The sequence below is a fragment of the Paucibacter sp. PLA-PC-4 genome, assembly GCF_026241155.1.
Classification (GTDB): domain Bacteria; phylum Pseudomonadota; class Gammaproteobacteria; order Burkholderiales; family Burkholderiaceae_C; genus Roseateles_E.
This window is the reverse complement of record NZ_JAPFGP010000001.1, coordinates 370415-394366: the sequence shown is the minus strand read 5'-3', so window position 1 is coordinate 394366 and position 23952 is coordinate 370415. Positions and strand designations below refer to the sequence as shown.

Here is a 23952-nt window from a genome sequence, read left to right as displayed (position 1 = left end):
TCTTTTCTTCAGTTGGTGGCAACGGGCTCGGGCGCGCCGGGCTCGACTGGCGTCGCCGCGCCCGGGGCCGGGATCTTGACCAAGAACAGCAGCAGCAGCGCCGGCGCGCCACAGACGATGGTCCAGAGGAAGAAGCTCTGGTAGCCCATGGCCAGCTGGATATCGCCACTGATGGTCTTGGAGAAGATGAAGCCCAGCTGCATCACTCCGCTGCCAAGTGCGTAATGCGCGGTCTGGAACTTGCCAGGAGCGACGACCTGCATGATGTAGAGAATCATGCCGACGAAGCCGAAGCCGTAGCCCAGCATCTCCACCGCAATCGCCGCGCCAACATGGAACATGTCCTGCGGTAGGGTCAGACTTAAGTAATAGAAGGTCACATTCGGCACGGCCATCGCGATGATCAGGATGGGCATTGCACGCCTTAGGCTCAGCCAGGAGGTGAAATAGCCGCCCAGAATGCTGCCGACCAGAAAGGCCGCCGTGCCCACCGTGCCATAAACGCCGCCGACCTGCTCGGTGCTCAGCCCCAGGCCGCCCTTGTCGCGCGCCTCGATCAGGAACAGCGGGCCAATGGTCTGCACCTGCCCCTCAGCGAAGCGAAACAGCACGATGAAAAGCACCATCAGCCAGATGCCGGGCTTGCGCAGGAAATCGGCGATCACCTCGCGCAGCGTGCGCAAAACGCTTGCCGCCGTCAGCTCGGCATGGCCGGTATTCAGCGTGCCGGGCAGCGCATAGGCGTTGTAGGCCGCCAGCAGCGCCAACAGCACAGCCAGCAGCGCGAAGATCACCGACCAGGCGTTCATCACACCCATGCTGCGCTCCAACTGGCCGGCTAACACCAGCAGGCCGCCCAGGGTCAGGAACTTGGAGGCATTGAAAAATGCGCCCTGCCAACCGGCGTAGGCGGCCTGCTGCCTGGCATCGAGGCTGGCCATGTACAGGCCGTCGCAGGCGATGTCATGAGTGGCCGAGGCATAGGCCAGGACGAACAGCACTGCGATGCTGGCCGCAAACCACATCGGCAGTTGCAGCGCCAGCGCCATCAGAGCCAGGCCCGCCGAACCGGTGAACTGCATCGCGACGACGATCAGCTTCTTGCTGCGCGCCAGCTCTAGAAACGGACTCCACAGCGGCTTGATGGCCCAAGCCAGGCCCAGCAAGCCTGTCCAACGCGCAATCTGATCATTGGCCACGCCCATGTTCTTGAACATCAGGCCAGCAATCAACATCACGACGAAGAACTGCATGCCCTGCACAAAGTACAGCGTGGGCACCCAGCGAATCGGGGAAGCGACAGGGGAGCGGGGCTGGGTCATGGCGTTCTCAGTTCAGAGTCACGGGCGAGCGTGCCGCCGCCTGGCTATTGCCCTGCAGCCATGCGCGCAGCGCGGCCAGTGCGCCGTCGGCATAGCCCCAAGTGATGACGGTGGGCGCAATCACGTCGAGCGCCTGGAACGGGTTCCACAGCACCAGATGCAGGTCCGGCCGCCACTGACCGGCCTGCTCGCCGTAGCGGGCCCGGTGGGTAGAGGCGATGATGGTGCGACGGCCGTCGGCCGGCACATCGGCCCAGGCCAGGGCAGCGATGTCATCCAGCGCGACGAAGTCCACATCGCCGAAAGCGGCAAACAATGCCCGCACCTGCGCGCCGGTAGGACCCGCCTCGGAGACGCCATCGGTCGGCACGCTGTCCTGCACATAAACGCGCAGCCGCTCGTTCAGCGCCGGCGCCTGCGCGCCGCGCAGCGCCGTCAGCCCGGCCGACCAGGCCTGACGCATCAGTGCGTCGTCGTCGTCTCTCTGCGCGCCGCGGTAGTCGTCATGCACCACCGGGTAGGCACGGGCCAGCGCGTCCAGTCGCGCGGCGGCGCGCTCGCCCTGGGCCAGGGTCAGCTCGCCGCTGGCGAAGGCAGCTTGTAAGGCCGCGATCGACTGGCCCTGCTCCTCCAGCGAGCCCTGGGCCAGGATCATGTCGGCGCCGGCGTCGATCGCCAGTACTGCCGCACGGGCATAGCCATAGCGCTCGGCGATGGCCTTCATCATCAGCGCGTCGGTGATGACCACGCCGTCATAGCCCAGCTCATCGCGCAGGATGCCGCCCAGCACCCTCTTCGAGAGGGTGGCAGGATAGTCGGGATCAATCTGCGGGTAGACGATATGGGCCGTCATCACTGAGGGCGCGGCATCCCGCAAGGCTTTAAACGGCCGCAGCTCCAGCGCGTCTAGCTCGGCGCGGCTCTTGTCCACCGTGGGCAGGTCCAGGTGAGAGTCCACATGGGTGTCGCCGTGACCGGGGAAGTGCTTGATGCAGCAGGCCACGCCGGCGGCCAGCGAGCCGCGCATCCAAGCTCCGGCCAGACGGGTGACCTCGTCGGCGTCCTCGGCAAAGCTGCGCTCGGCGATCACCGGGTTGGCTGGGTTATTGTTGATGTCGGTGACCGGCGCGAAGTTCCAGTTCACGCCGATGCCGCGCAGGCCGCGAGCCACGGCCGCGCCGACCCGCTCGGTCAGCGCCTCATCCCCGGCCGCGCCCAGCGCCATCGCCGAAGGCGGTTGCGGCAAGAAGGTCGCGCGCACCACTGAGCCGCCCTCCTGATCGAGGCCGATCAGGGCGTCGGGCCCCATCACCTCGCGCAGATCACGGGTCAGCTGACGCACTTCCTGTTCGCTGCCCAAATTCTTGCGGAACAGGCAGACGGCGCGGATGTGGTGCTCGCGCAGGAAAGCCGCCGTGGCCGCGTCCAGCGACTTGCCTTGAATGTCCACCATCACCAGACGGCCAGGATGAAATGTCGTCATGACCTGGCTCTCAATGTGTCTTGGTGACCTTGGCCAGATGGCGCGGCTGGTCGGGGTTGAGCCCGCGCGCGCGCGCAAGCGCTTCCACCATCGGATAGAAGCTCTGCACCGCAGCGATCGGGTCAAGGTCCTCGTTGCCGGTGCAGGCCAGTTCCAGCTCTGCGCCGGGCGTGCCGGCCGGGGCTGCCAGCAGCACCCGTGCGCCACGGCCGCGCATCTCCTCGGACAGCGCGATCAAGCCGGCCTGGGCCGGGCCGCGCGGCGCGAACACCAAGAGCGGATAGCCTTCCTCGACCAGAGCCATCGGTCCATGCTTGACCTCGGCGCCAGAGAAGGCCTCGGCCTGGATGCCGCAGGTCTCCTTGAACTTCAGCGCCGCCTCCATCGCGATCGCCAGCCCGGTGCCACGGCCGATCACGAACAGCTTGTCGGCCTCCTTCAGCGCTTCGACCGCCACGTCCCAGCGCAGCGCAGCCGCCTTCTCCAGAGCCTGCGGCAGAGTCTGCAGCGCGGCGGACAGGTCCTCATCACCCTGCCAGGCCGCGACGACGCGGGCCCCGGCAACCAGTTGGGCGATATAGCTCTTGGTCGCGGCGACACTTTGCTCCGGGCCTGCATGCAGGCCGAACACGTGCTGGGCAGCGGCCGCCAGCGGCGAGCCCTCGGCGTTCACAAAGGCCACGGTGCGAGCCCCGCCGGCGCTGAAGAATTTCGTGGGTGCGACCAGGTCCGGGCTCTGACCCGACTGTGAGAAGGCCAACGAGACCAGTCCCTTGCATTCGATCTTGCTCTGATACAGCGTGATCAGCGACATCGGCAGCGAGGTCACCAGCCGGCCTAGCCGCGCCATCATCAGATAGGCCATGTAGTGGGCAGCATGGTCGGAGCTGCCGCGCGCCACCGTTAGCAGGCTGGTCGGCGGGCTGGCGCGCAGCGCCTCGCCAAGCGCCACATAGGCATTTTGGTCGGCGGCCAGCTGCCGCGCCACGGCGGCGGGCGCGCTCAGCGCTTCCTCAAGCATTCGCGATGTCAATCTCTTCCCCTTCAACAAGCACACGCTGCAACTGCAGATCCCGGTCCATCACCACCAAATCGGCCCAGGCGCCGACGGCCAGGCGGCCGCGTTCGTCCAGGCCCATGTAATCGGCCGCATGGGTGGAGACGCGGCGCGAGGCGTCCGCGATCTCCAGGCCCAGCCCCACCAGATTGCGCAGCGCCTGGTCCAGCGTCAGCGTGCTGCCCGCCAGCGTGCCGTCGGGCAGCCGCACGCCGCCCATGCACTTGCGCACCTTGTGGCTGCCCAGGCTGTACTCGCCATCGGGCATGCCGGCCGCAGCGGTCGAATCGCTGACGCAGAACAGGCAGGGGATGGCGCGCAGCGCCACCTTGATCGCGCCCGGATGCACATGCAGCAGGTCGGGAATGATTTCCGAATACTGTGCATGGGCCAGCGCCGCGCCCACCATGCCCGGCTCTCGGTGGTGCAGGCCGGTCATCGCGTTGAACAGATGGGTGAAGCCACCGGCGCCGTGCGCCAAGGCGGCCACACCGTCCTCGTAAGTGCCCAGCGTGTGGCCGATCTGCACCTGGAAACCGGCCGCACGCAGGGCGGTGATCAAGGCCAGATTGCCGGGCAGCTCGGGCGCCAGCGTGATCAGCCGGATCGGGGCCAACGCATGCAGCGCCTGGATCTCCTCGATGCTGGCGGGCTTGGCAAAGTCGGGCTGAGCACCCAGCTTGCCGGGGTTGATGTAAGGACCTTCCAGATGCACACCCAGCACCCGAGCGCTACCGCTCGCGCGCTCGCGGCAGACCGGACCTAACGCGCTCAAGGCGGCGCGAATGTCACCCATCGGAGCGGTCATCGTCGTGGCCAGCAGCGCGGTCGTGCCGTGACGTGCGTGCATGCGGGCAATCGCCAGCGCTGCGTCGCCACCTTCCATCGTGTCGCGCCCGCCACCGCCATGCACGTGCACATCGATGAAACCCGGGAGCACGACGGGCAGCACCAGACCCTGGCGCACCTCGGATTCGCTGACCGGCTCGCCGCTGATGGCTGCGATGCGGCCGCCGCGTTGGGTCAGCGCGCCGCGCACAAAGCCCTGCGGCGTCAGGACATAACCCTCAATGGTCTCGACCAAGCTCATCCCCGCCTCAGCCCTCACGGCGCATCTCGGCGACGAAGTCGTAGTAGTCGCTGCGGCAGTAGGAGTGCGTCAGCTCCACCGCCTGGCCCGACTCCAGAAAGCCCACCCGAGTGATGAACAGCACCGCCTGCCCCACCGGCACTTCCAGCAGGTCGGCCAGCTTGGGCTCGGCATTGATCGCGCGGATATGCTGCAGCGCGCGCACCGGCGCACCGCCATGCTGGGCCAAATGGGCATACAAAGAGGACTCGACCGCCTGCGGATCGGGCAGCACCGCCTCGGGCAGCACGCTGACCTCGTAGGCCATCACCACCGTGTCGGCCAGGCGCAGACGCTCCAGCCGCGAGACCCGCTCGCCGGTCGTCAGGCCCAGGCTCAGCTGCTCATCAGGCGCGGCCAGCGAGAAGCTGCGCGTCAGCCAGCGCGAGCTGGGTTTGAAGCCGCGCTGATGCAATTCCTCCGAAAAGCTGGTCAGGCGCGACAAGGGCTGCTCCAGCTTGGGCGCTATGTAGTTGCCCGAGCCGCGCTTGCGGATGATCAGCCCCTGCTCGACGAGACGGTCGATGGCCTTGCGAGCTGTGACCCGCGAGAGATCCAGCGACTCGGATAGCACCCGCTCGGAAGGCAAGGCCTCGTCGGCGTGGTACTGGCCGTCGCGGATCGCCTGGGCCAGCTTCTGGGCCAGTTGCATATACAGCGGGGAGGCGGCCTGCGGGTCGGGCTTGAACTGAAAGGGCAGCTTGGCAGCGCTTGACATGATTTTCTTAGGACCCCATTTCGGTTAAGGCGCCGCGAATCAGCAGCAGCGCGCCCGCAGCCGAATCGCCCTGGGGCGCGACGCAGCGAGCTCGTATCGATTCGGAAAAATGCGGCGCCAGGCGCAGCGCCACGCTTCCGCAAAGCGCCAGCGGCAACTGCCCTTGCGGGTCGAGCGCCAAGGCCAGCCGCTCCAACTCGGCCACGGCTTCGCCAACAAAGCCCTGGGCGACCGGATCATGCGCAGCGTTCTCGAACACCAGCGGTGCCAGCCGCGCATGGCCGTGCTGGGCGGCGCTGGCGCACCATGCGAGCAAAGTTTCGCGGTCGCTGCCAGCAAAAGCCCAGACCGCGCGGGCCAGCAGCCCGGCCGGCACTCGGCCATCCAGCGCCTGCTGGGCATGGCGCATCGCCTTCAGCCCCAGCCAAGCGCCGCTGCCCTCATCACCATTGATCCAGCCCCAACCGCTGCTCATCACTCGTGAGCCATCGGCACGCAAGGCCTCGCCCACCGAGCCGGTGCCAGCTGCAACCACCGCTCCTGGCGCCCCACCATGGGCACCCAGCACTGTGGTGTAGCCATCGTTGTCCAGCACCACATGGGCATAGCCGGGCTGGATGCGCATGAAGGCCTGGGCCTGCGCGGCCACGGTCGCCCCCGACAAGCCCAGGCCGATGGCGCACTCGGCCAGATTCAGCGAGTCCAGACCCGCCTGCCGGCAAGCCGCTTGCAAGGCTTGCTGGATATGATGCCAAGCCTGCTCGACCCCCTGACCCAAGGCCGAGGGTCCGGCTTCCCCCTGACCCAGTAGGTTGCCGTCCAGATCAGCCAGCCGCAAGCGGGTGCCCGTGCCTCCGCCATCGACGCCAATCAGGTAGCGTATGGTTTTGATGTGGCTGGGAGTGAGCGCATCGAGCGCGCGTTCGAGGACCGTTCTCATGTTAATACCAGTCTAGTACCAGAGATACCGGTACGTCAATTGGTATTCCACTGATTTACCCTCAGTGACGCTGCCTCTACCTTAATTTCGGGTTAATACCAATAAGGCACCAAATCAGGGTTACTCCGGCAAACGCCAATCCAGAGTCCGCCCCTGTTCGGCCAGCCAATGGGCGGCCCGGGAGAAATGGCCACAGCCAATGAAAGGCAGTGGCGGTCGCGTCGCCGACAGCGGCGAGGGATGGTTGGACTGCAAAATCAGGTGCTGCAACCCGGCCGCCGCGATCAGCGCCGCCTTGGCCTGGGCGTGCGCGCCCCAGAGCATGAAGACCTTGGGTGCCGCATCGGCGGCGGCCGCCCGAATCAACGCATCGGTCAGCGACTCCCAGCCGCCATCCTTCTGGAAACGGGCATGGCTGGCCGGCGCACCGTCCTCCACTGTTAGGCAGGTATTGAGCAGCAGCACGCCGCGCTCGGCCCAGGCACCCAGATGGCCATGAGACGGCGGTGCCAGGCCCAGATCGCGCTGCAACTCTTTGTAGATGTTGCGCAAGCTAGGCGGCAGTTTTCTGACATCGCGCGGCACCGAGAAGGCAAGGCCCTCGGCTTGGCCCGGGCCGTGATAGGGGTCCTGACCCAAAATTACGACCTTGACGCTCTCCAGCGGCGTCAGTTGCAGGGCGCGATAAGGTTCGATCGGATAGATGGCGGCACCGGCCGCGCGGCGCCGGGCCAGATGGGCCTCCAGATCGCGCCCGGCTGGGCTTGCGCGCCAGGCCTCGACGATTGGCGCCCAGCCACCTGCCGCGCTCACGCGAACAACTCAGCCAGCGCCACGCCAGGGTCGGGCGCTCGCATAAAGGCCTCGCCGACCAGGAATGCATGCACCTGGGCCGCCCGCATGGTCTGCACATCGGCCGGGGCGAGAATGCCGCTCTCGGTGATCAACAGGCGATCGGCCGGCACATGCTTCAGTAGGCCCAGCGTCGTATCCAGCGTGACCTCGAAGCTGCGCAGATTGCGGTTGTTAATACCAACCAGCGGCGTCTTCAGCCGCAGTGACCGGTCCAACTCGGCGCGGTCATGCACCTCGACCAGCACAGCCAGGCCCAGGCTCAGCGCACAAGCCTCCAGATCGGCCATCTGACCGTCTTCCAGACAGGCGGCGATCAGCAAGATGCAATCGGCCCCCATCGCGCGCGCCTCATAGACCTGATACTCGTCGACCATGAAGTCCTTGCGCAGCACCGGCAGCGCGCAGGCCGCCCGTGCCTGCTGCAGATAGGCCGGCGCGCCTTGGAAGAACTGAGCATCGGTCAGCACGCTCAGACAGGCTGCTCCATGACTCGCGTAGCTGGCAGCGATCTCATCGGGCCGGAAGTCGGCGCGGATCACGCCCTTGCTCGGGCTGGCCTTCTTGATCTCGGCGATTACAGCATCGTGGCTCGCAGCGATCTTGGCGCGCAGCGCGGCCTCGAAATCACGCTGGCCGCCAAGCTGCTCGGCCTCACGCCGCACGTCGGCCAGAGGCTGCGCAGCACGTGCGGCCTTGATCTCCTCGCGCTTGACCGCAACGATGCGCTTCAGGATGTCGTCCATCTCGATCTTTCTTTCTCTATCAAGCTTTGCCCAGCGACTGTGTCGCCGCGACAAACTGATCCAACTTGGCCTTGGCTGCGCCGGACGCGATCACGGCACGGGCCTTGGCAATGCCCTCGGCAATCGACTCGACCACATTGGCCGCATACAGCGTCGCGCCGGCATTCAGGATCACGATGTCGCGCGCCGGCCCTTCGACATTCTCCAGCGCTCCCATCAGCATCACGCGCGATTCCTCGGGGCCGGCAACCTTGAGGCTGCGATTGCTCACCATCGCGAGGCCGAAGTCCTCTGGATGGATCTCGTACTCGCGCACCTCGCCGTTCTTCAACTCGCCCACCAGCGTGGCAGCTCCCAGCGAGATTTCGTCCATGCCGTCCTTGCCGTAAACCACCACCGCATGCTCAGCGCCCAGGCGCTGCATCACGCGCACCTGGATGCCGACCAGGTCGGGATGAAACACGCCCATCAAGATATTCTTGGCATCGGCAGGATTGGTCAGCGGTCCCAGAATGTTGAAGATCGTGCGCACGCCCAGTTCGCGCCGCACCGGCGCGATGTTCCTCATCGCCGGATGGTGATTCGGTGCAAACATGAAGCCGATGCCGGTCTGCTTGACGCTCTCGGCCACCTGGGCAGGGCTCAGCATGATGTTGGCGCCCAGTGCCTCCAGCACATCGGCGCTGCCGGTCTTGCTGGAGACGCTGCGATTGCCGTGCTTGGCGATTTGTGCGCCGGCGGCGGCCGCGACGAACATTGAGCAGGTGCTGATATTGAAAGTGTGGGCGCCGTCGCCGCCGGTGCCGACGACATCGACCAGATGAGGGCTCGGCGGCACCGGCACCTTGTTCGACAACTCGCGCATCACCTGCGCGGCCGCGGTGATCTCGCCGATGGTTTCCTTCTTTACACGAAGGCCGATCAAGATGGCCGAGGCCATCACCGGCGACATCTCGCCGGCCATGATGCGGCGCATAAGGGTCAGCATCTCGTCATGGAATATCTCGCGGTGCTCGATGACGCGGGTCAGGGCTTCGTTCTCGGTAATGGGCATGCTTGTCGCTCCTGCAAATCTCAATACGGGCCGGTCGCAGCGCGGGCTGCAGCGGCCGGCGCCTTGACGCCGGCAGCGAAGAACTCGCGCACGGCAGTCACGGTGCGGCGGATGCCATCGGCATCGACATCCAGATGGGTCACGAAGCGCAGGCCGATCAGGCCCGTGGCCAGGATGCCCCGCGCCTTCAGATGGGCCAGCAGATCGGCGCCGCGCCCGTCCGCCACATCGGCAAACACGATATTGGTATCCACCGGGCGCACGCTCAACCCCTCGATGCCAGCGAGCCCTTCTGCCAGGCTGGCGGCCAGCGCATGGTCCTCACGCAGGCGCAGCACATGGTGATCTAGCGCATGGTTGGCCGCGGCCGCCAGCAGGCCGACCTGACGCATGCCGCCACCGACCATCTTGCGAACCCGTATCGCCCGTGCAATCAACTCGGCCGAGCCGCACAGCATCGAGCCCACCGGCGCACCAAGGCCCTTGCTGAAGCAGACCGAGACGCTGTCGAAATGCGCGGTGATGCGGGCGAATGCGGCGAAGACGTCGCCGCGCTCTCCCGCATCGGCGACCGCCGCATTGAAGACTCGTGCCCCGTCCAAATGGCAGCTCAAACCGTGACGGCGCGCCAGGGCCGTAGCCTCGGCCAGATAGGCGTGCGGCATGATCTGGCCGTTCCACGTATTCTCCAGGCACAGCAGGCGACTGCGCGCAAAGTGCGGGTCATTCGGTTTGATGGCCGCCGCAATGTCAGCCAGGGCCATCTGACCGCGCGCATCCTGGCTCAGTGGCTGGGGCTGGATGCTGCCCAATACCGCCGCGCCACCGCCTTCGTAGCGGTAGGTGTGGGCCAGTTGGCCGACGATGTACTCGTCGCCGCGCCCACAATGAGCAAGCATCGCGCACAGATTGCTCTGCGTGCCCGAAGGCATGAACAGGGCCGCCTCCATGCCGGCCAGCGCAGCCATGCGTGTCTGCAGGGCCTGCACCGTCGGATCGTCGCCGAAGACGTCATCGCCCACATCGGCGCGCGCGATCGCCTCCCGCATGGCGGCCGTGGGCCGGGTGACGGTGTCACTTCTCAGGTCAACGATGGCGCTCATAGGGCTCGCTCCAGGAAATTCTTCAGCATGGCATGACCGTGCTCGGACAAGATCGACTCGGGATGGAACTGCACGCCTTCGAGCGGCGTGGCCGTGCCGGCCAGCTCGCGGTGGCGCACGCCCATGATCTCGCCGTCCTCACTGCGTGCGCTGATCTCCAGAACCGACGGCATGGTGGCCTCTTCGATCACCAACGAGTGATAGCGGATCACCGAGAAGTCCTGCGGCAGACCCTTGAAGACGCCCTTGCGGTCGGTGCTGATCGTGCTGGCCTTTCCATGCATCTGGGTCCTGGCGCGGATGATCTTGCCGCCCAGCGCCGCACCAATGCTTTGATGGCCCAGGCAGACGCCCATGATGGGCAGCTTGCCGCAGAAGTGCTGGATCGCTTCCACACAGACGCCAGCCTCTGCCGGCGAGCAGGGGCCTGGCGAGAACACCAGCTGCTCGGGCTTCAGGGCCGCGATCTCGGAGACACTGATCTCGTCGTTTCGCACGACCTTCACATCAGCGCCGAGTTCGCCGAAATACTGCACCAGGTTGAAGGTGAAGCTGTCGTAGTTGTCGATCATCAGAAGCATTTAAAAGCCCTCCTCAACCAGTTCAGCCGCGCGAATCAGCGCGCGCGCCTTCGCCTCGGTCTCCTTCCATTCCAGCTCGGGCACCGAGTCGGCCACGATGCCGGCGGCGGCGGCCACATACAGGGTCTGGTCCTGCACGATGCCGGTGCGGATCGCAATTGCCAGATCCATATCGCCGGCAAAGCTCAGATAGCCACAGGCGCCACCATAGATGCCGCGCTTGACCGGCTCAAGCTCGTCGATGATCTGCATCGCACGGATCTTGGGGGCGCCGCTCAAGGTGCCGGCCGGGAAGGCGGCTCGGAACACATCCATATTGCTCAAACCCTCTCGCAGCGTACCTTCGACATTCGAGACGATGTGCATCACATGCGAGTAGCGCTCCACTGCGAAGGCGTCGGTCAGCTTGACCGAGCCGATCTTGGCGATACGGCCGACATCGTTGCGTGCCAGGTCGATCAGCATCAGGTGTTCTGCGCGCTCCTTGGGGTCGGCCTTCAGCTCCACTTCCAACGCCGTATCAAGCTCTGGAGTCGCGCCGCGCGGGCGAGTGCCGGCCAAGGGGCGAATCGTGATCTGCTGGCCATCGGGTGTGCGCTCGTGTCGCACCAAAATCTCCGGAGAGGCGCCGACGATCTGGAAGTCACCCATGTCATAGAAGTACATGTAGGGGCTGGGGTTCAGAGAACGCAACGCGCGGTACAGGCTCAGCGGTGACTCGGTATAGCGCTTGCGCAGTCGCTGGCCGAACACGATCTGCATGCAGTCGCCGGCGGCGATATAGTCCTTTGCCCGCAGCACGCCAGCCTCGAAATCGGCTCGGGAGAACTCACGCTCGACCGGGTGCGACTGGCCGCGCTTGACCTGCGGCGCCGAGACGCTATAAGTGAGCTTGTCGCGCAGATCGCTCAGGCGCTTCTTAGCGCGGAAGTAGGCCTCGGGCTGAGCGGGGTCGGCGTAGACGATCAGATAGAGCCGGCCCGACAGATTGTCGATCACGGCCAGCTCCTCGCACTGCAAGAGCATCACATCGGGCGTATCCAAGCCACCGCCCTTCAGCGTCTTGGCGAGTTTGGGCTCGATATAACGCACCGCGTCGTAGCCGAAGTAGCCGGCCAGGCCACCGCAAAAGCGCGGCATGCCAGGCCGCAACGCGACCTTGAAACGCTGTTGATAGGCCTCAATGAAGTCCAACGGATTGCCCTCGTGCGCCTCGATCACCGCGCCATCGCGCAGCACCTCTGTACGCAGGCCATGACTCTTCAGCACAGTGCGGGCCGGCAGGCCGATGAAGGAGTAGCGGCCAAAGCGCTCACCGCCGACGACGGACTCCAGCAAAAAGCTATGACGACCATTGCCTGCGCCAGCGCACAGCTTCAAGTACAGGGATAGCGGAGTTTCGAGATCAGCAAACGCCTCGCTGAGCAGCGGGATGCGGTTAAAGCCCTGAGCGGCCAGGCTTTGAAATTCGAGTTCGGTAATCATCACGTCTCAAACCTTGATGCAGGGCGGCCCCGCGCTCGAAGGCGACGCAGGCACGCCGGATGTCAGGTCGCTTGACTGCGCCCATCCCACAGGGAAGTTTCAGGCTGAGCTTGTGCGGCTCCGTAAACCAGGAGCCGGCACGCGGTCAATCAATCAAGCGGCTTCAGGCGAAGTCGAACGGGCGACGCCAGGGCCAGGCTCCCCGGTCGTTCGACCCCTTGATTTGCTTGCGCGTGATGAACATGATGCGAAGCAGTTTAGCAGTGCTTGTGTGACGACTGCGTTCAGGGTTTGTGCGTGATGCACAACACGGACAGGCGGGCGAGCTTCGCGCCATACTTCGCCGACAAGACGGAGCGAGACATGTCGAGACAAATCCTTACGGCCCTGCTGCTGGCCGTGGCCCTGCCTATCCAGGCCCAGACGATCGAGGTGGCCGGCGTCAAATATGAGCCCATGACCGAAGTGGCCGGCCAGAAGCTGCAACTCAACGGCGCCGGCATTCGCTACAAGGCCGTCTTCAAGGTTTACACAGCAGGCCTGTATCTGGGCGCCAAGGCCGGTACGCCAGAGGCTGCGCTGGCCGCGCCGGGTCCAAAACGCCTGCACATCCAGATGCTGCGCGAGATCGACGGCAACGAACTCGGCAAGCTCTTCACCAAGGGCATGGAGCAGAACGCCTCGCGTGAAGAGTTCGCCAAGGCCATCAACGGCGTGCTGCGCATCGCCGATATCTTTGCGACCAAGAAGAAGCTCACGACCGGCGAGAACTTCAGCGTCGAGTGGATCCCTGGCACCGGCACCGTGGTCTATGTCAACGGTGCCAAGGTCGCCAGCGAGCCGATCAAGGAGCCTGAGTTCTTCGGCGTGCTGCTGAAGATCTGGCTGGGCAAGTCGCCGGCCGACGACCAGCTCAAGGACGCGCTGCTAGGGATTCAGCGCAGCCGCTCGGGACAGTAATCTGGTCTAGCCGGTCCAGGTGTTGCAGCGCCGGCACCGCGTCGATGGGCTCGCCGTGGTTGTAGCCGTAGCGCATCAGCACCACCGGGCAACCCGCGCCGCGCGCTGCGCGGGCATCGTTGCTGGAGTCGCCAATCATCCAGGTGGTGCTAGGTGCCGTGCCCATTGCCTCGCAGGTCTTGATCAGCGGTAGCGGATCGGGCTTCTTGCGCTCGAAGCTGTCGCCACCAAACACCAGGCCGAAAAAGCCGTCCAGGGCCTTGCGCGCCAGTAGCTCGCGGGCAAAGGCCACTGGCTTGTTAGTCACACAAGCCATCGGCAGGCCCAACGCCGCCAACTTCTCCAGCCCCTCAACCACACCCGGAAACACAGCCGAGAACTGGCCGTTCAGCGCCAAATAGTGCTGCTGGTAGCGCGCCCAGGCGGTTTCGTAGAGCTCGGGCGCACCGCCCACCTCGGCCAGCGTGCTGCGGATCAAGTGCTCGCTGCCCTGGCCTACCGTCAGCTCGACGAACTCGCGGCTCACCGCCGGCAGTGCCAGCTCCTGCAGCACCAGATTCAGCACTGCGACAAAGTCACCGAGCGTGTCGACCAGTGTGCCGTCGAGGTCAAGGATGAAGGCTTGAGGATCGATCTGAGGGCTCACGGCTGGCTTGGCGGACTGAGGAGCCACTAGTTTAGCTGGCACGCTGCGTACACACCTCAGAAGAAAACAATTGTTTTACAATACAAACAATTGTTTTTATACACCATGGACAGCAAAAAAGAACAGCTGCTCGCGCTGATTCGCGACAACCCCTTCATTGGCCAGCAAGACCTGGCTGAGCGCCTGGGCCTGTCGCGGTCGGCGGTGGCCGGTCATATCGCCAGCCTCACGCGCGAGCGCCGGCTGCTGGGCCGGGCCTATGTGTTGCCGCAGCGTGCGCCCATCGTGTGCATCGGCGGCAGCAATCTGGACCGCAAGCTGCGCACTTTGGCGCCGCTGCAGATGGGCACTTCTAACCCGGTAAGCCAGCGCGAGACGCCGGGCGGCGTGGCCCGCAATGTGGCTGAAAACCTGGCACGGCTGGGCCTGCCTGTGCATCTGCTAAGCGCGGTCGGCGACGACCCGGCCGGCCGCGAGCTCCTGGCTCATGCGGCGCGGCTGGGCATCGCGACCAGCGGCTCGCTGCAGGCGAGCGACGCCGCCACCGGCAGCTACACCGCGGTGCTCGACGCCGAGGGCGCGATGCTGCTGGCCCTGGCGCAAATGGCGTTAACCGAGAGACTGACGCCCGACTTCCTGCGCCTCACCTCGGCGCAGCGCGCCAACGCAAGCCTCACCGTGATCGACCTGAACCTGCCGGCCGACAGCGTGGCCCAGCTGATCAGCGAAGCCGCCGCCGACACGCGGCCGCTGGTCATCGTCGCAGTTTCGGTGCCAAAGATGGCGCGGCTGCCGCAAGACCTGAGCGGCGTGCACTGCCTGCTGCTCAATGAGGGCGAGCTGGCCGCGCTGTGCGGGAGCAGGCCGCTCTGCAGCCCTCGAGCGCTCCAGCGCGCACATCGTCAGCTGCGCGAGCGTGGCCTGCATCAGCTGGTCATCACCCAGGGTGCGGCTGGCGTGCTCTTCAGCGACGGCGACAAACTGCTGGCAATGCAGGCGCCGAGCGTGCCAGTGCTCGATGTCACCGGCGCCGGCGACGCATTCTCCGCCGGGGTCTGTGCCTCCCTGTACCGGGACCCGCAAGACCTGGCCCTGGCCTGCCGCCGCGGCCTCGCCATGTCGGCGCTGACCCTGCAGACCGAAGCCACCGTCCATCCCGATCTCGGCCCCGAACTGCTGCAATCCATTAACTGAGAACCCCCATGAGCACTCTGCACACCTTCATCGAATACTCGGCCGAAGTAGCCGCCGCCCGCGCCGCCGGCACCCCCATCGTTGCGCTGGAGTCCACCATCATTTCGCACGGCATGCCCTACCCGCAGAATGTGCAGACGGCCCGCGATGTTGAGCAGATCATTCGCAACGGTGGTGCCGTGCCGGCCACCATCGCAGTCCTCGACGGCAAGATCCGCATCGGCCTGTCCGAGGCGGAGCTGGAGTTACTGGGCCAATCGCCTGAGGCACTGAAGGTCAGCCGACGTGACCTGCCCTATGTGCTTGCCAGTGGCAAGATAGGCGCGACGACCGTGGCCGCGACGATGATCTGCGCGGCGCTGGCCGGCATCCAGGTCTTCGTGACCGGCGGCATCGGCGGCGTGCACCGGGGCGCCGAGATCTCCTTCGACATCTCGGCCGACCTGCAGGAGCTGGCCCAGACCTCGGTGGCCGTGGTCTGCGCCGGTGCCAAGTCCATCCTCGACATCGGCTTGACGCTGGAGTACCTAGAAACCCATGGCGTGCCGGTGATCGCGATAGGCCAGGACAATTTCGCAGCCTTCTACACGCCCGACAGCGGTTTCAAGGCCGACTTCCGCATCGACGCGGCGGCCGACCAAGCGCGTTTCCTGCGGACGAAATGGGCTCTGGGCCTGGCCGGCGGCGTCGTGATCGCCAACCCGGTGCCGGCCGAGCAGGCGATGGAGCGCGCAGAGATCGAGCGCATCACCGCGCAGGCCCTAGCCGAGGCGGCCGCGCAAGGCATTGCAGGCAAGGCCGTAACCCCCTATCTGCTGGCCCGCATCAAGGCGCTGACCGAAGGCCGCAGCCTGGCCACCAATATCGCGCTGGTCAAGCACAACGCCGTGGCCGGTGCACGCCTTGCAGTGGCCCTGGTAGCCTGATCAACCCACCTTGATCGGCGGGGCCGGTGGCGGGCGCCCCGCCCCGCTGGCGGCCTTGTGCTTGTACATGTCCTCGTCGGCCAGGCGCAGCAAACTGGCGGAATCCTTGGCCATGTCGGGAAAACAGGCGATGCCGATGGCTGCCGAGATCTGAACCACCAGCTTGTGGGTCGGCAGATAGATGGGCTGGCGCAGCAGAGCGTCTAGCTTGTCGCGCACCTGGGCGGCGGCCTCATGGTTGCCGACATCGGGCAGGATGACCAGGAACTCATCACCGCCGATGCGGCCCACCGTGTCGGCATCGCGCACCGCTCCGACCAGGCGCTGGCCGACCACCTTCAGCACCATATCGCCCGACTCATGGCCATACTGGTCATTGACCGGCTTGAAGCCGTTCAGATCGATGAACAGCACCGCCACACCCTCATCTTCGCGCTGGGCCCGTGCCAGCGCCCGCTCCAGCCGGTCGTGCAGCAGGCGCAGCGATGGCAGACCGGTCAGCGCGTCATGGTTGGCCAGATGCTGAACAACCTCCTCGGCGCGGGTACGGCGCTGCACCTCCTCGCGCAGTTCGGCCAGGCTGTGCTCCACCGCATCGGCCATCTCGTCGATCACGGCCGAAAGTTCGCCGAACTCGGTGTCCACCGGCAACCGCGTGCGGCTGCCATGGCGGCCCGAGCGCACCGACTGGGCCCAGGCTCGCAATGCCGCTAGTGGCTGGCGCACCGAGCGGTCGAACCGGTGCGCCGACCACAGCGCGTGCAGGGTCAGCACCATCAGGATGGCGGCGGCCATATAGGAGGCCTGTTGGACACTGCGCTGCGCCTGCCCCCGCTCGTGTTCCAGCCGCTGGGCCAGGCTCTGGGTCAGGCGCCGCAGCGGCGCCGCGACCTCGGCCTTGGCGCGCAGATAGGCCTCACCGTGCAGCAGATCCAGGGCCTGGCGCCAGTCCTCTGGTCGCGGCGCGAAGCCCGGGCGCTTCTCGACCAGACCCATGGCCTGACGCTCCAGTGTCATCAGTGCCTCGGAGCGTTGCCGGGCCTCTTCGAGCAAGCCCAGTTCGCTCGAGGTGAAACCGGCTGCGAGCAGGCGCTCCGGCGCCGAGGCCATCCGGCCGGGGCCGTCGGCGGCTTGTGCATCGGCCAGACGCAGATCCCAGAACGCCGCGTCATAGTCCAGCGGGCGAGGTACCTGACCCTCGCGCATGCGCACAATGTCGGCGTAGAACTGGGCATAGCGCGGCCGCTGCTGCAGTACGAACAGACGCGCCATCAGGCTCAGCTCGTTGGAGTTCTGATACAGCTCGGCGGCCAGTTGATGGCCCTCGAAGCGCCGCGACTGGGCCTGTTCAAGCGCCCGGTAGGCCGAGGCCAGATGCAGCAGTGCCGCCACCATCAGCGCCACCAGGACAACCTGCACCACCAGATGAAGGGCGAGCTTGGTGCGTATCTGCATAGCCGCAGCTTAGCGCTGCAGCGCACAATTGAGTAGCGCGCCGACCCGGTCTGTCACAGCGCCGAGACACGCCCGCTCTGCAGAGCTTCGCGCAATCCCGACGCACCCAACTCCACCAGGCTCAACACATGCTCAAAGCCCTGGATGCTGCCGAAATAGGGGTCGGGCACCTCACGCCCGGCATGGCCGGGCACAAAATCCATGAACAGATGCAGCTTGTCCTGCTGCTGGGCTGGGCAGAGCAGCCGCAGATCACGCAGATTGTCGTGGTCCATCGCCAGCACAAGATCGAAGCGGGCAAAGTCCTCGGCCTGGACACGCCGCGAGCGCCATTTCTTGCCCAGTTCGTAGCCGCGCTGCAAGAGCACGCGGGCGGCGCGGGCATCGACCGGCTCGCCTCGCGGCCCTGCGCGCATACCGGCCGATTGCACCAGCGCATAAAGGCCGTGCGCCTTCAAGACAGCCTCGGCCATTGGCGAGCGGCAAATATTGGCGGTACACACCAGCAGGATGTTGTTCATCACCGCCATGATAGGAGACGCCGCTGCGGCCCGGCGTACCGGCCTTGTCACCTGTTCAAGGCCAATGCTTGGTCGATTTTCCGCAGTCCCTGAGCGAAGCCAAGTTTGGTGGGTTGCGACCGGCCTGCCAGTATCACCTTGGTATCAGTATCAGGCGGTGCCACTGCGCTCAACGCGTATCAGTTTCTGGACCGGCACATCAAAATACCGCGCCAGCTCGCGGGCCACCCGGTAAATCACCGGCTTACCGGTTTCAGCACGCTTGATCGAAGCGATCGAGACCCGTATTTTCCGGTCGCTGCAGGAAAATGCCATTTCCTCCTGGCTCTGCAATTTCTCGCTGCGCAGATCCTTGAGTATTTCTGAGACCAAGAATACTCGTCCGGTGGTCGGCACCGGACGACCGGCGCGTTCTGTGTCTTGCTGCATGCTCGGACCCTCTTGTGATGATGAGGGCGGGTCGATCGGACGTCCCGCCGCTGCGCCGCAGATCTCCACGACGCCGCGGACTCTAGGCAGCCCGGGCTCGAACAAGCTTCCGGAAACCTTCCGGGACCCCTCAAACAAAGAAACGAAGGAAAAGTCCCTTGCTTTTGAGAGGCTTGCGGCGACACAAGTCCGTGAATTGTCGGCGTGTCCAGCCGCGGCGGCAGTCTCAGCTTGGTCTCAGGTCGGTCTCAGATGTGCAGCGCCGGCTCACTGGTCGTCATTCTTGACCTCGGGGTCGCTGCTGGGATACAGGCAGGTGACCTCACCGGGGCTGGAGAACATCAGCACCACGCCCTTGGTGACGATCTCGCTGGTAGGCATGCCCACCGCGACAATGTGCTCGTCATTGGCCGGCGTGAAGTTATGGCTGTTGAGCGTCGGTGCATGACCCAGGGTCTTGAAGACCGAGCCGACCAGCACCAGCGGCGAGGCGGCTGCCTGCACAAAATTGCAAACCCCGGCGCTTTGTGGGATGCGCAAAGGCTGCGCAGCCACTTGGGTACAGGCCGGGTCGGTGAAATAACTGCACTCGGCGTAGTTACCGCTGGCGTCTATCGAGGCTTTGACATAGTAAGTACTGGTGGACATGGCTATCCCTTTTCAACTGGCTTTGAATGAATCAGGAGCGGGGATCGCGACGCTCGTTCAACCATTGCTGCTCGGCGCCGACCTGGCTTTTCCGCTCCAGGCAGGAATATGCCTGGACCCAGGTTTCCGTAATATCGAAATGAACCCGCAGCAAGGGCCGCAATCGGTCCAGTTCGGCCAGCACTGTTTCACATTGCGCGCGCGCAGCCGTCGCGGCGCGCGCTCGTAAATGCAGATCCGCAACGGCCATACGAACCTTGGCGCGTTCGGCATGCAAGCGCAGGTCATCGGGCTGTGTCCGCAGCGCATCGCTCAGGTTGGGCAGCAGGCCCGTCAGCAGCTCAAGGGCCTCGGCGTCTTCGCCCTGGGCGCGCAGTTCGCGGCCCAGCACCAGCGTGGTCTGGGCGCGCTGGGGCAGGCGGCGCAGCGTCGCGGCCGCGCTGGCGCCGCTGTTGAACCGCTGCAGCTGCGCCAGCAGCTCGCGCAGTCGCGCCACGCTGCGCCCGGGTACCTGCGTCTCAATCTCCAACACCTCGACACGGGCCAGTCCCAGCCGCCATTTACGGTTATCGCTCTCCTGAGCCAGCAATTGGTCAAACGAGGCCTTGGCCCGGCCGAAGGCCGCCGCCGCCCGATCACGCTGCCCGAGCTTTTGCCAGGCTTGACCGATCCAGGTTTGAGCCACCGCTTCACTGTCCAACCACTCCAGATCCGACGGGGCCTGCGCACGCGCCTGTGCAATGCCCTGCAGCCCCTGCTCGAACAGGCGCCTCGCTGCCTCGAACTCGCCCTGCCACAGCAAGGTCGTGCCCAGCCAGGTCAAGCTGTTGGCCCACCAGGCCTTCAGGCCCAGGTCATCGGGGCGCAGTCGCATCGCCTGCTGCTTGAGCTCGATCGAGGCGCGGAACTGCCGCGCCGCGCCGGGCAGATCGCCGCTGTCCAGCATCACCGAGCCCAGGCTGTTCTCGGCATAAGACAGCTCGATCAGGGGTTCGGCGTGGCCGGGCGCCTCGGCCAACCATTGGGCGCTGTGCTCTCGATAGGCCTGCCAGGCGACCCGGGCGGCGTCAAACTGGCGCTGCACATAGAAAGCATGGCCCAGCCAGAAATCGGCCGCGCCCTGGGCCTTGCGCCACTGCGGCAGCAGCGCGGCATCGGGCGTGGCCGCATCGAGCAGCCGGCGCGCCTGCTGCAGCGGTTCTATCGCCGCTTCGAGCTCGCGCTTGGAGACCCGCACCTCGCCGATCACGGTCAGCGCCTTGGCGCGCTGCAGCAGGGCCTGCGGTTCGGTCGGACGGTCGCCTTCGGCCAGGTGCTTCAGGGCCTGCGCGCCGACGCTGTCGAGCAGTTCAAGCCGGCCAACCGGGCGGAGCTTGTCGGCGAATTCACCGAGCATATAGCCCAGCAAGTCATCGGCTTGCTCGCTGCGCTGGCGCGCCAGCTGCTCGGCGCGATCGGCCCGCCAGGCCAGCGTGCCGCTGAGCAGAGTCAGCAAGACCAGACCCAGCACAGCCGCCAGGCGAAGATGCTCGCCGCGCGCGGCACGGCGGCGCGAGGCCTGCACATAGTCGCGCTCGGACGGGCTGATCGCGAACTCGCGGTGCCCCAGCAGCGCCAGCGCATCGGTCAGCTGCTTGCCCTTGGGCAGCAGGTACTCGGCGGCCCGTCCCTCGGCCTGCCAGCGCGCCACCAGCTGTCGAAGCCGGCTGCGCAGCTGCAGGGCCTGCTGGTGCTCGGCTATCCATTCGGTGACCCGCGGCCAGCGTCGCAGGATGGCCTCATGTGCGACGCGAAAACCGGCTCGCTGCTCGATCAGATCGCTGACCAGCAGCCGCGCATCGACCAGTGCCTGGACCAGCTCGCGCTCGGCAGCGCCACCCAACTCGTCCCACAGCGCGCGCCGGCTGGTTGCACGAGCCTCCTCGGCCGACAGGCTGATCTGCAGCGCCAGCACCTGAGGCAGGGCCTGTTGCTGAATAGGCAGCAGGCTCTTGATCACGGCCTCGGCGCGCAGGCCGATCGCGCCCTCCAGCCCGCCGAGCTCGCGGTAGGCGGCGAAGCTCAGCTCGCCATGCGGGCTGCGCAGCCGGTACAGCTCCTCCAGCGTGTACTGGAGCAACGGCAGCGCGTCCGGGCTGTGAGCCGCGTCGTCGCAGAGCTGATCGTCGAGACGCGCCCGGGTGCCTGGATCGATGCCGAAGCTCAGCGCGGCGGCGCGTGCCGGCAGGCGGATCATCTGGGCGATCTCGGCCCGGCTGGGCGGGCCCAAGTCGAAATGCGCGCCCAGCTGCTTATCCCGCATCAGCAGGCTGTACTCTGACAGGCGCGGATAGAAATCGTTGCGGCAGGCCGCGATCACGATGACATCGCCGCAGTCGGCCAGGGCCTGCAGGGCGGCCAGCAATTCGCCAACACGGGCGGCATCGAGTTGGTGCGCGACGAACAGCGCCTCCAACCGGTCGACGAAGAGCAAGAGCGCCGCGTCGCGCCCGCCGCGCGCCGCGGCAATTTCGGCAAGCACGGCCTGTGGCGTCTGGGCCAAGCTCAGTGCCAGGCTGTCGGCACTGGCGCCGGGGAAGACGCCGCGCCCATCGACCTCCCAGTCCAGCAGTGCGGCCGCCAGCGCGGCAAGCGGCGCATGCCCGCCGATATCGCCGAGGTCCAGCCCCGTGCTGGACAGGCCCTGCAACGCCGGGAACAGGCCGGCCTGCACCAGCGAGGTCTTGCCCGAGCCGCTAGGCCCCAGCAGCAGCGTGAAGGCACGCTTCCCGCGCCAGCGGGCGCTCACGCTGAGCAACAATTCTTGCAGGACGCGCTCGCGGCCGAAGAAGACCTCGGCATGGGGCGCATCAAAAGCCTGCAGGCCGCGAAACGGGGAGCCGTCGCGCCAGCCGCCCTCCCGGGCCTGGAGCGCGGGGCCATGGCGGGCCACTACCGCGGCCAGCACGCGGTAGCCACGCTTGCGCAGCGTCTCGATATAGCGCGGCTCGGTGGCGCTGTCATCCAGCGCACGGCGCAACTGGGCCACGGTCTTGTGCACCGGGTTGTCGCCCAGGGGCTGCTCGGGCCAGCATTGTTGCAGCAGTTGCTCGGCGCTGAACACACGGCCGGGCTGCTCGCACAGCGCCACCAGCACCTGCATCGCCCGCGGCTCGATCTGGCGCCGCTCTGCGCCCCGGCTCAGGCCATTGCTGGCCGGATCGATCGCCCAGTCGCCGAGGACGAAGCGCATTGCGCCGCTGGTCAGCGCGCCAGTTCTGCGCGCATCGCGTCGATAACCGCCTTGTAATCGGGCTTGCCGAAGATCGCAGAGCCGGCCACAAAGGTGTCGGCGCCGGCATCGGCAATCTGGCGGATGTTGTCAACCTTGACGCCGCCGTCGATCTCCAGCCGGATGTCTCGGCCGCTGTGCTCAATGATCCTGCGGGCCGCCTCAAGCTTCTTCAGCGCGCTTGGGATGAAGCTCTGTCCGCCGAAACCCGGGTTGACGCTCATGATCAGCACCAGATCGACCTTGTCAATCACCCACTCCAGCACATCAAGCGGAGTGCCCGGATTGAACACCAGGCCAGCCTGAGCACCCTCAGCCTTGATCAGCTGCAGGGTGCGATCCACATGGGCGCTGGCCTCGGGGTGAAAACTCACCAGATCGGCGCCGGCGCGCACAAATGCCTGAGCCAGGCTGTCGACCGGCTGTACCATCAGGTGCACATCGATGGGCGCGGGCGTGCCATCGGGCTTGACGGCATGCTTTTTGAGCGCCTCGCAGACCATGGGCCCGAAGGTCAGATTGGGCACGTAATGGTTGTCCATCACGTCGAAATGGATCCAGTCGGCACCGGCTGCCAGCACCGCACGCACCTCATCGCCCAGGCGGGCAAAATCGGCAGAGAGGATGCTGGGGGAAATCAGCGGAGAGGGGCGGCGTGAGGTGCTCATGATCGGGCGCGAAGCTGGAAGTGAGCCCCGATTTTAGGAGCCCGCCAGCCCGCCAAAGCAGGTGGTCAGCAGCATCTCGATGATTTGCGCGTCACTGTGCTGACCGCCGGCCTTCAGCAGGGCGAGCACCGGATCGCAGGCACGGGCAAACAAAGTGTAGAGCACAATCTCGGGCGGCAGATCCGGGCGCAAGCTGCCATCGGCCTGGGCTGCACCAATCCACTCGCCGAGCTCGTCGCTCAGGGTCAGCAGCCGGTCCATATAAAGCTTGTGCCCCGTCAGCGCCGCGCGCAGGCTGGAGTTCTGCGCCGGCAGCGAGGGCATTTCGCCCGCCAACTGCACCTGCATGGTCCATCGAGCCACGGCCTTGAGCTTGTCCAGCGCCGAGCCCGGCTGCTCGCGCAATCGCGCCAACTCGGCCAGCGCCCGCTCCAGCACCCGCACCATCGCGGCAGCCGCCAGCTCCTCCTTGGAACTGAAATGCTTGTAGAGGCTAGCTTTGGCGATGCCCACATCGGCCACCACCTCGTCCACCGTCATCAGGTCGAAGCCCTTCTCGGCCAGCAAGCGGTTGACCGCATCGACGATGGCGTCCTCACGAGCCTGCAGGACCTGTTCGCGGAATGAAACTTTTGCCATATCCCGATTCTAGGGCCCGTCGTAACATTTGAGAACCGATCGATCAAATAGATACCGCTCGGTATCATTAAAAACCATACAGTTGACAATATGAACTGATCAGTTCAAATTCCGTACCTCGTCAT

Annotated in this window: 23 protein-coding genes; 3 read left to right on the top strand and 20 right to left on the bottom strand. The window is 65.7% G+C overall.

Annotated features, from left to right (window positions below; translation table 11 throughout):
• Window positions 1-8 precede the first annotated feature (8 nt).
• The 12 genes from OOZ63_RS01945 to trpE form a co-directional block, all read right to left on the bottom strand.
• Window positions 9-1322, bottom strand: a complete 1314-nt coding sequence (locus tag OOZ63_RS01945) for an MFS transporter (protein WP_266003625.1) — start codon at window positions 1320-1322, stop codon at window positions 9-11.
• A 7-nt stretch (window positions 1323-1329) separates the two neighbouring features.
• Window positions 1330-2805 carry a beta-N-acetylhexosaminidase gene (gene nagZ, locus OOZ63_RS01940; RefSeq protein ID WP_266003624.1) on the bottom strand — a complete coding sequence of 492 codons (1476 nt, stop codon included), beginning with the start codon at window positions 2803-2805 and terminating at the stop codon, window positions 1330-1332.
• 10 nt (window positions 2806-2815) lie between these two features.
• Window positions 2816-3826, bottom strand: a complete 1011-nt coding sequence (locus OOZ63_RS01935) for an SIS domain-containing protein (RefSeq protein WP_266003623.1) — start codon at window positions 3824-3826, stop codon at window positions 2816-2818.
• A complete protein-coding gene (gene nagA / locus OOZ63_RS01930; RefSeq protein WP_266003622.1) occupies window positions 3819-4952 on the bottom strand; it encodes an N-acetylglucosamine-6-phosphate deacetylase in 1134 nt (377 codons plus the stop codon). The genes OOZ63_RS01935 and nagA overlap by 8 nt, the downstream gene beginning before the upstream one ends.
• A 7-nt stretch (window positions 4953-4959) precedes the next feature.
• Entirely contained in the window at window positions 4960-5709 is a 750-nt protein-coding gene (locus OOZ63_RS01925; protein ID WP_266003621.1) for a GntR family transcriptional regulator, read from the bottom strand.
• A gap of 7 nt (window positions 5710-5716) precedes the next feature.
• The gene (locus OOZ63_RS01920; RefSeq protein WP_266003620.1) at window positions 5717-6649 is read right to left on the bottom strand and encodes a BadF/BadG/BcrA/BcrD ATPase family protein; all 933 of its coding nucleotides are present in this window, start codon (window positions 6647-6649) and stop codon (window positions 5717-5719) included.
• A 120-nt stretch (window positions 6650-6769) separates the two neighbouring features.
• Window positions 6770-7462: a uracil-DNA glycosylase gene (locus OOZ63_RS01915; RefSeq protein WP_266003619.1), complete on the bottom strand. Its 693-nt coding sequence runs from the start codon at window positions 7460-7462 to the stop codon at window positions 6770-6772.
• A complete protein-coding gene (trpC, locus tag OOZ63_RS01910; RefSeq protein WP_266003618.1) occupies window positions 7459-8247 on the bottom strand; it encodes an indole-3-glycerol phosphate synthase TrpC in 789 nt (262 codons plus the stop codon). Before trpC ends, OOZ63_RS01915 begins: the two co-directional genes overlap by 4 nt.
• 19 nt (window positions 8248-8266) lie before the next feature.
• Window positions 8267-9301, bottom strand: a complete 1035-nt coding sequence (gene trpD / locus OOZ63_RS01905; RefSeq protein ID WP_266003617.1) for an anthranilate phosphoribosyltransferase — start codon at window positions 9299-9301, stop codon at window positions 8267-8269.
• 20 nt (window positions 9302-9321) lie between these two features.
• Window positions 9322-10404, bottom strand: a complete 1083-nt coding sequence (gene ltaE, locus OOZ63_RS01900; protein WP_266003616.1) for a low-specificity L-threonine aldolase — start codon at window positions 10402-10404, stop codon at window positions 9322-9324.
• Window positions 10401-10985 carry an aminodeoxychorismate/anthranilate synthase component II gene (locus OOZ63_RS01895; RefSeq protein WP_266003615.1) on the bottom strand — a complete coding sequence of 195 codons (585 nt, stop codon included), beginning with the start codon at window positions 10983-10985 and terminating at the stop codon, window positions 10401-10403. Before OOZ63_RS01895 ends, ltaE begins: the two co-directional genes overlap by 4 nt.
• Window positions 10986-12470, bottom strand: coding sequence for an anthranilate synthase component I (gene trpE, locus OOZ63_RS01890; RefSeq protein ID WP_266003614.1), 1485 nt, complete (start codon window positions 12468-12470; stop codon window positions 10986-10988).
• Window positions 12471-12833: 363 nt separating this feature from the next.
• Between trpE and OOZ63_RS01885 the strand changes: the two genes are divergently transcribed.
• Window positions 12834-13430: a chalcone isomerase family protein gene (locus tag OOZ63_RS01885; RefSeq protein ID WP_266003613.1), complete on the top strand. Its 597-nt coding sequence runs from the start codon at window positions 12834-12836 to the stop codon at window positions 13428-13430.
• Here OOZ63_RS01885 and gph read toward each other — a convergent pair.
• Entirely contained in the window at window positions 13384-14076 is a 693-nt protein-coding gene (gene gph / locus OOZ63_RS01880) for a phosphoglycolate phosphatase (protein ID WP_266003612.1), read from the bottom strand. The two genes, OOZ63_RS01885 and gph, sit on opposite strands and share 47 nt — an antisense overlap.
• Window positions 14077-14181: 105 nt before the next feature.
• Between gph and OOZ63_RS01875 the strand changes: the two genes are divergently transcribed.
• Together OOZ63_RS01875 and OOZ63_RS01870 are read left to right on the top strand one after the other, a co-directional pair.
• Complete coding sequence (locus tag OOZ63_RS01875; protein ID WP_266003611.1) at window positions 14182-15270, top strand: carbohydrate kinase; 1089 nt, start codon at window positions 14182-14184, stop codon at window positions 15268-15270.
• 8 nt (window positions 15271-15278) lie between these two features.
• Window positions 15279-16196 (top strand): pseudouridine-5'-phosphate glycosidase, encoded by a 918-nt coding sequence (locus OOZ63_RS01870; RefSeq protein WP_416234673.1) that lies wholly within the window; start codon window positions 15279-15281, stop codon window positions 16194-16196.
• Here OOZ63_RS01870 and OOZ63_RS01865 read toward each other — a convergent pair whose 3' ends face one another.
• The 7 genes from OOZ63_RS01865 to OOZ63_RS01835 all read right to left on the bottom strand — a co-directional run bounded on the left by OOZ63_RS01865 (window position 16197) and on the right by OOZ63_RS01835 (window position 23827).
• Window positions 16197-17651, bottom strand: coding sequence for a GGDEF domain-containing protein (locus OOZ63_RS01865; RefSeq protein WP_266003610.1), 1455 nt, complete (start codon window positions 17649-17651; stop codon window positions 16197-16199).
• A gap of 53 nt (window positions 17652-17704) precedes the next feature.
• Window positions 17705-18172 (bottom strand): low molecular weight protein-tyrosine-phosphatase, encoded by a 468-nt coding sequence (locus tag OOZ63_RS01860; protein WP_266003609.1) that lies wholly within the window; start codon window positions 18170-18172, stop codon window positions 17705-17707.
• A 150-nt stretch (window positions 18173-18322) separates the two neighbouring features.
• A complete protein-coding gene (locus tag OOZ63_RS01855) occupies window positions 18323-18601 on the bottom strand; it encodes a helix-turn-helix domain-containing protein (protein WP_266003608.1) in 279 nt (92 codons plus the stop codon).
• A gap of 267 nt (window positions 18602-18868) precedes the next feature.
• Window positions 18869-19249: a hypothetical protein gene (locus OOZ63_RS01850; RefSeq protein ID WP_266003607.1), complete on the bottom strand. Its 381-nt coding sequence runs from the start codon at window positions 19247-19249 to the stop codon at window positions 18869-18871.
• A gap of 31 nt (window positions 19250-19280) precedes the next feature.
• The gene (locus OOZ63_RS01845; RefSeq protein WP_266003606.1) at window positions 19281-22481 is read right to left on the bottom strand and encodes a winged helix-turn-helix domain-containing protein; all 3201 of its coding nucleotides are present in this window, start codon (window positions 22479-22481) and stop codon (window positions 19281-19283) included.
• A gap of 11 nt (window positions 22482-22492) precedes the next feature.
• On the bottom strand, window positions 22493-23188 hold the full coding sequence (gene rpe / locus OOZ63_RS01840; RefSeq protein ID WP_266003605.1) for a ribulose-phosphate 3-epimerase: 696 nt from the start codon (window positions 23186-23188) through the stop codon (window positions 22493-22495).
• A 33-nt stretch (window positions 23189-23221) separates the two neighbouring features.
• On the bottom strand, window positions 23222-23827 hold the full coding sequence (locus tag OOZ63_RS01835) for a TetR/AcrR family transcriptional regulator (protein WP_266003604.1): 606 nt from the start codon (window positions 23825-23827) through the stop codon (window positions 23222-23224).
• Window positions 23828-23952: the final 125 nt, after the last annotated feature.

Excerpts from the sequence above, each read along its gene's own strand:
- OOZ63_RS01945 (WP_266003625.1), bottom strand. The coding sequence starts at position 1,322 with ATGACCCAGCCCCGCTCCCCTGTCGCTTCCCCGATTCGCTGGGTGCCC.
- nagZ (WP_266003624.1), bottom strand. The coding sequence starts at position 2,805 with ATGACGACATTTCATCCTGGCCGTCTGGTGATGGTGGACATTCAAGGC.
- OOZ63_RS01935 (WP_266003623.1), bottom strand. The coding sequence starts at position 3,826 with ATGCTTGAGGAAGCGCTGAGCGCGCCCGCCGCCGTGGCGCGGCAGCTG.
- nagA (WP_266003622.1), bottom strand. The coding sequence starts at position 4,952 with ATGAGCTTGGTCGAGACCATTGAGGGTTATGTCCTGACGCCGCAGGGC.
- OOZ63_RS01925 (WP_266003621.1), bottom strand. The coding sequence starts at position 5,709 with ATGTCAAGCGCTGCCAAGCTGCCCTTTCAGTTCAAGCCCGACCCGCAG.
- OOZ63_RS01920 (WP_266003620.1), bottom strand. The coding sequence starts at position 6,649 with ATGAGAACGGTCCTCGAACGCGCGCTCGATGCGCTCACTCCCAGCCAC.
- trpC (WP_266003618.1), bottom strand. The coding sequence starts at position 8,247 with ATGGACGACATCCTGAAGCGCATCGTTGCGGTCAAGCGCGAGGAGATC.
- trpD (WP_266003617.1), bottom strand. The coding sequence starts at position 9,301 with ATGCCCATTACCGAGAACGAAGCCCTGACCCGCGTCATCGAGCACCGC.
- ltaE (WP_266003616.1), bottom strand. The coding sequence starts at position 10,404 with ATGAGCGCCATCGTTGACCTGAGAAGTGACACCGTCACCCGGCCCACG.
- OOZ63_RS01895 (WP_266003615.1), bottom strand. The coding sequence starts at position 10,985 with ATGCTTCTGATGATCGACAACTACGACAGCTTCACCTTCAACCTGGTG.
- trpE (WP_266003614.1), bottom strand. The coding sequence starts at position 12,470 with ATGATTACCGAACTCGAATTTCAAAGCCTGGCCGCTCAGGGCTTTAAC.
- OOZ63_RS01885 (WP_266003613.1), top strand. The coding sequence starts at position 12,834 with ATGTCGAGACAAATCCTTACGGCCCTGCTGCTGGCCGTGGCCCTGCCT.
- OOZ63_RS01875 (WP_266003611.1), top strand. The coding sequence starts at position 14,182 with ATGGACAGCAAAAAAGAACAGCTGCTCGCGCTGATTCGCGACAACCCC.
- OOZ63_RS01870 (WP_416234673.1), top strand. The coding sequence starts at position 15,279 with ATGAGCACTCTGCACACCTTCATCGAATACTCGGCCGAAGTAGCCGCC.
- OOZ63_RS01865 (WP_266003610.1), bottom strand. The coding sequence starts at position 17,651 with ATGCAGATACGCACCAAGCTCGCCCTTCATCTGGTGGTGCAGGTTGTC.
- OOZ63_RS01860 (WP_266003609.1), bottom strand. The coding sequence starts at position 18,172 with ATGAACAACATCCTGCTGGTGTGTACCGCCAATATTTGCCGCTCGCCA.
- OOZ63_RS01855 (WP_266003608.1), bottom strand. The coding sequence starts at position 18,601 with ATGCAGCAAGACACAGAACGCGCCGGTCGTCCGGTGCCGACCACCGGA.
- OOZ63_RS01850 (WP_266003607.1), bottom strand. The coding sequence starts at position 19,249 with ATGTCCACCAGTACTTACTATGTCAAAGCCTCGATAGACGCCAGCGGT.
- OOZ63_RS01845 (WP_266003606.1), bottom strand. The coding sequence starts at position 22,481 with ATGCGCTTCGTCCTCGGCGACTGGGCGATCGATCCGGCCAGCAATGGC.
- rpe (WP_266003605.1), bottom strand. The coding sequence starts at position 23,188 with ATGAGCACCTCACGCCGCCCCTCTCCGCTGATTTCCCCCAGCATCCTC.
- OOZ63_RS01835 (WP_266003604.1), bottom strand. The coding sequence starts at position 23,827 with ATGGCAAAAGTTTCATTCCGCGAACAGGTCCTGCAGGCTCGTGAGGAC.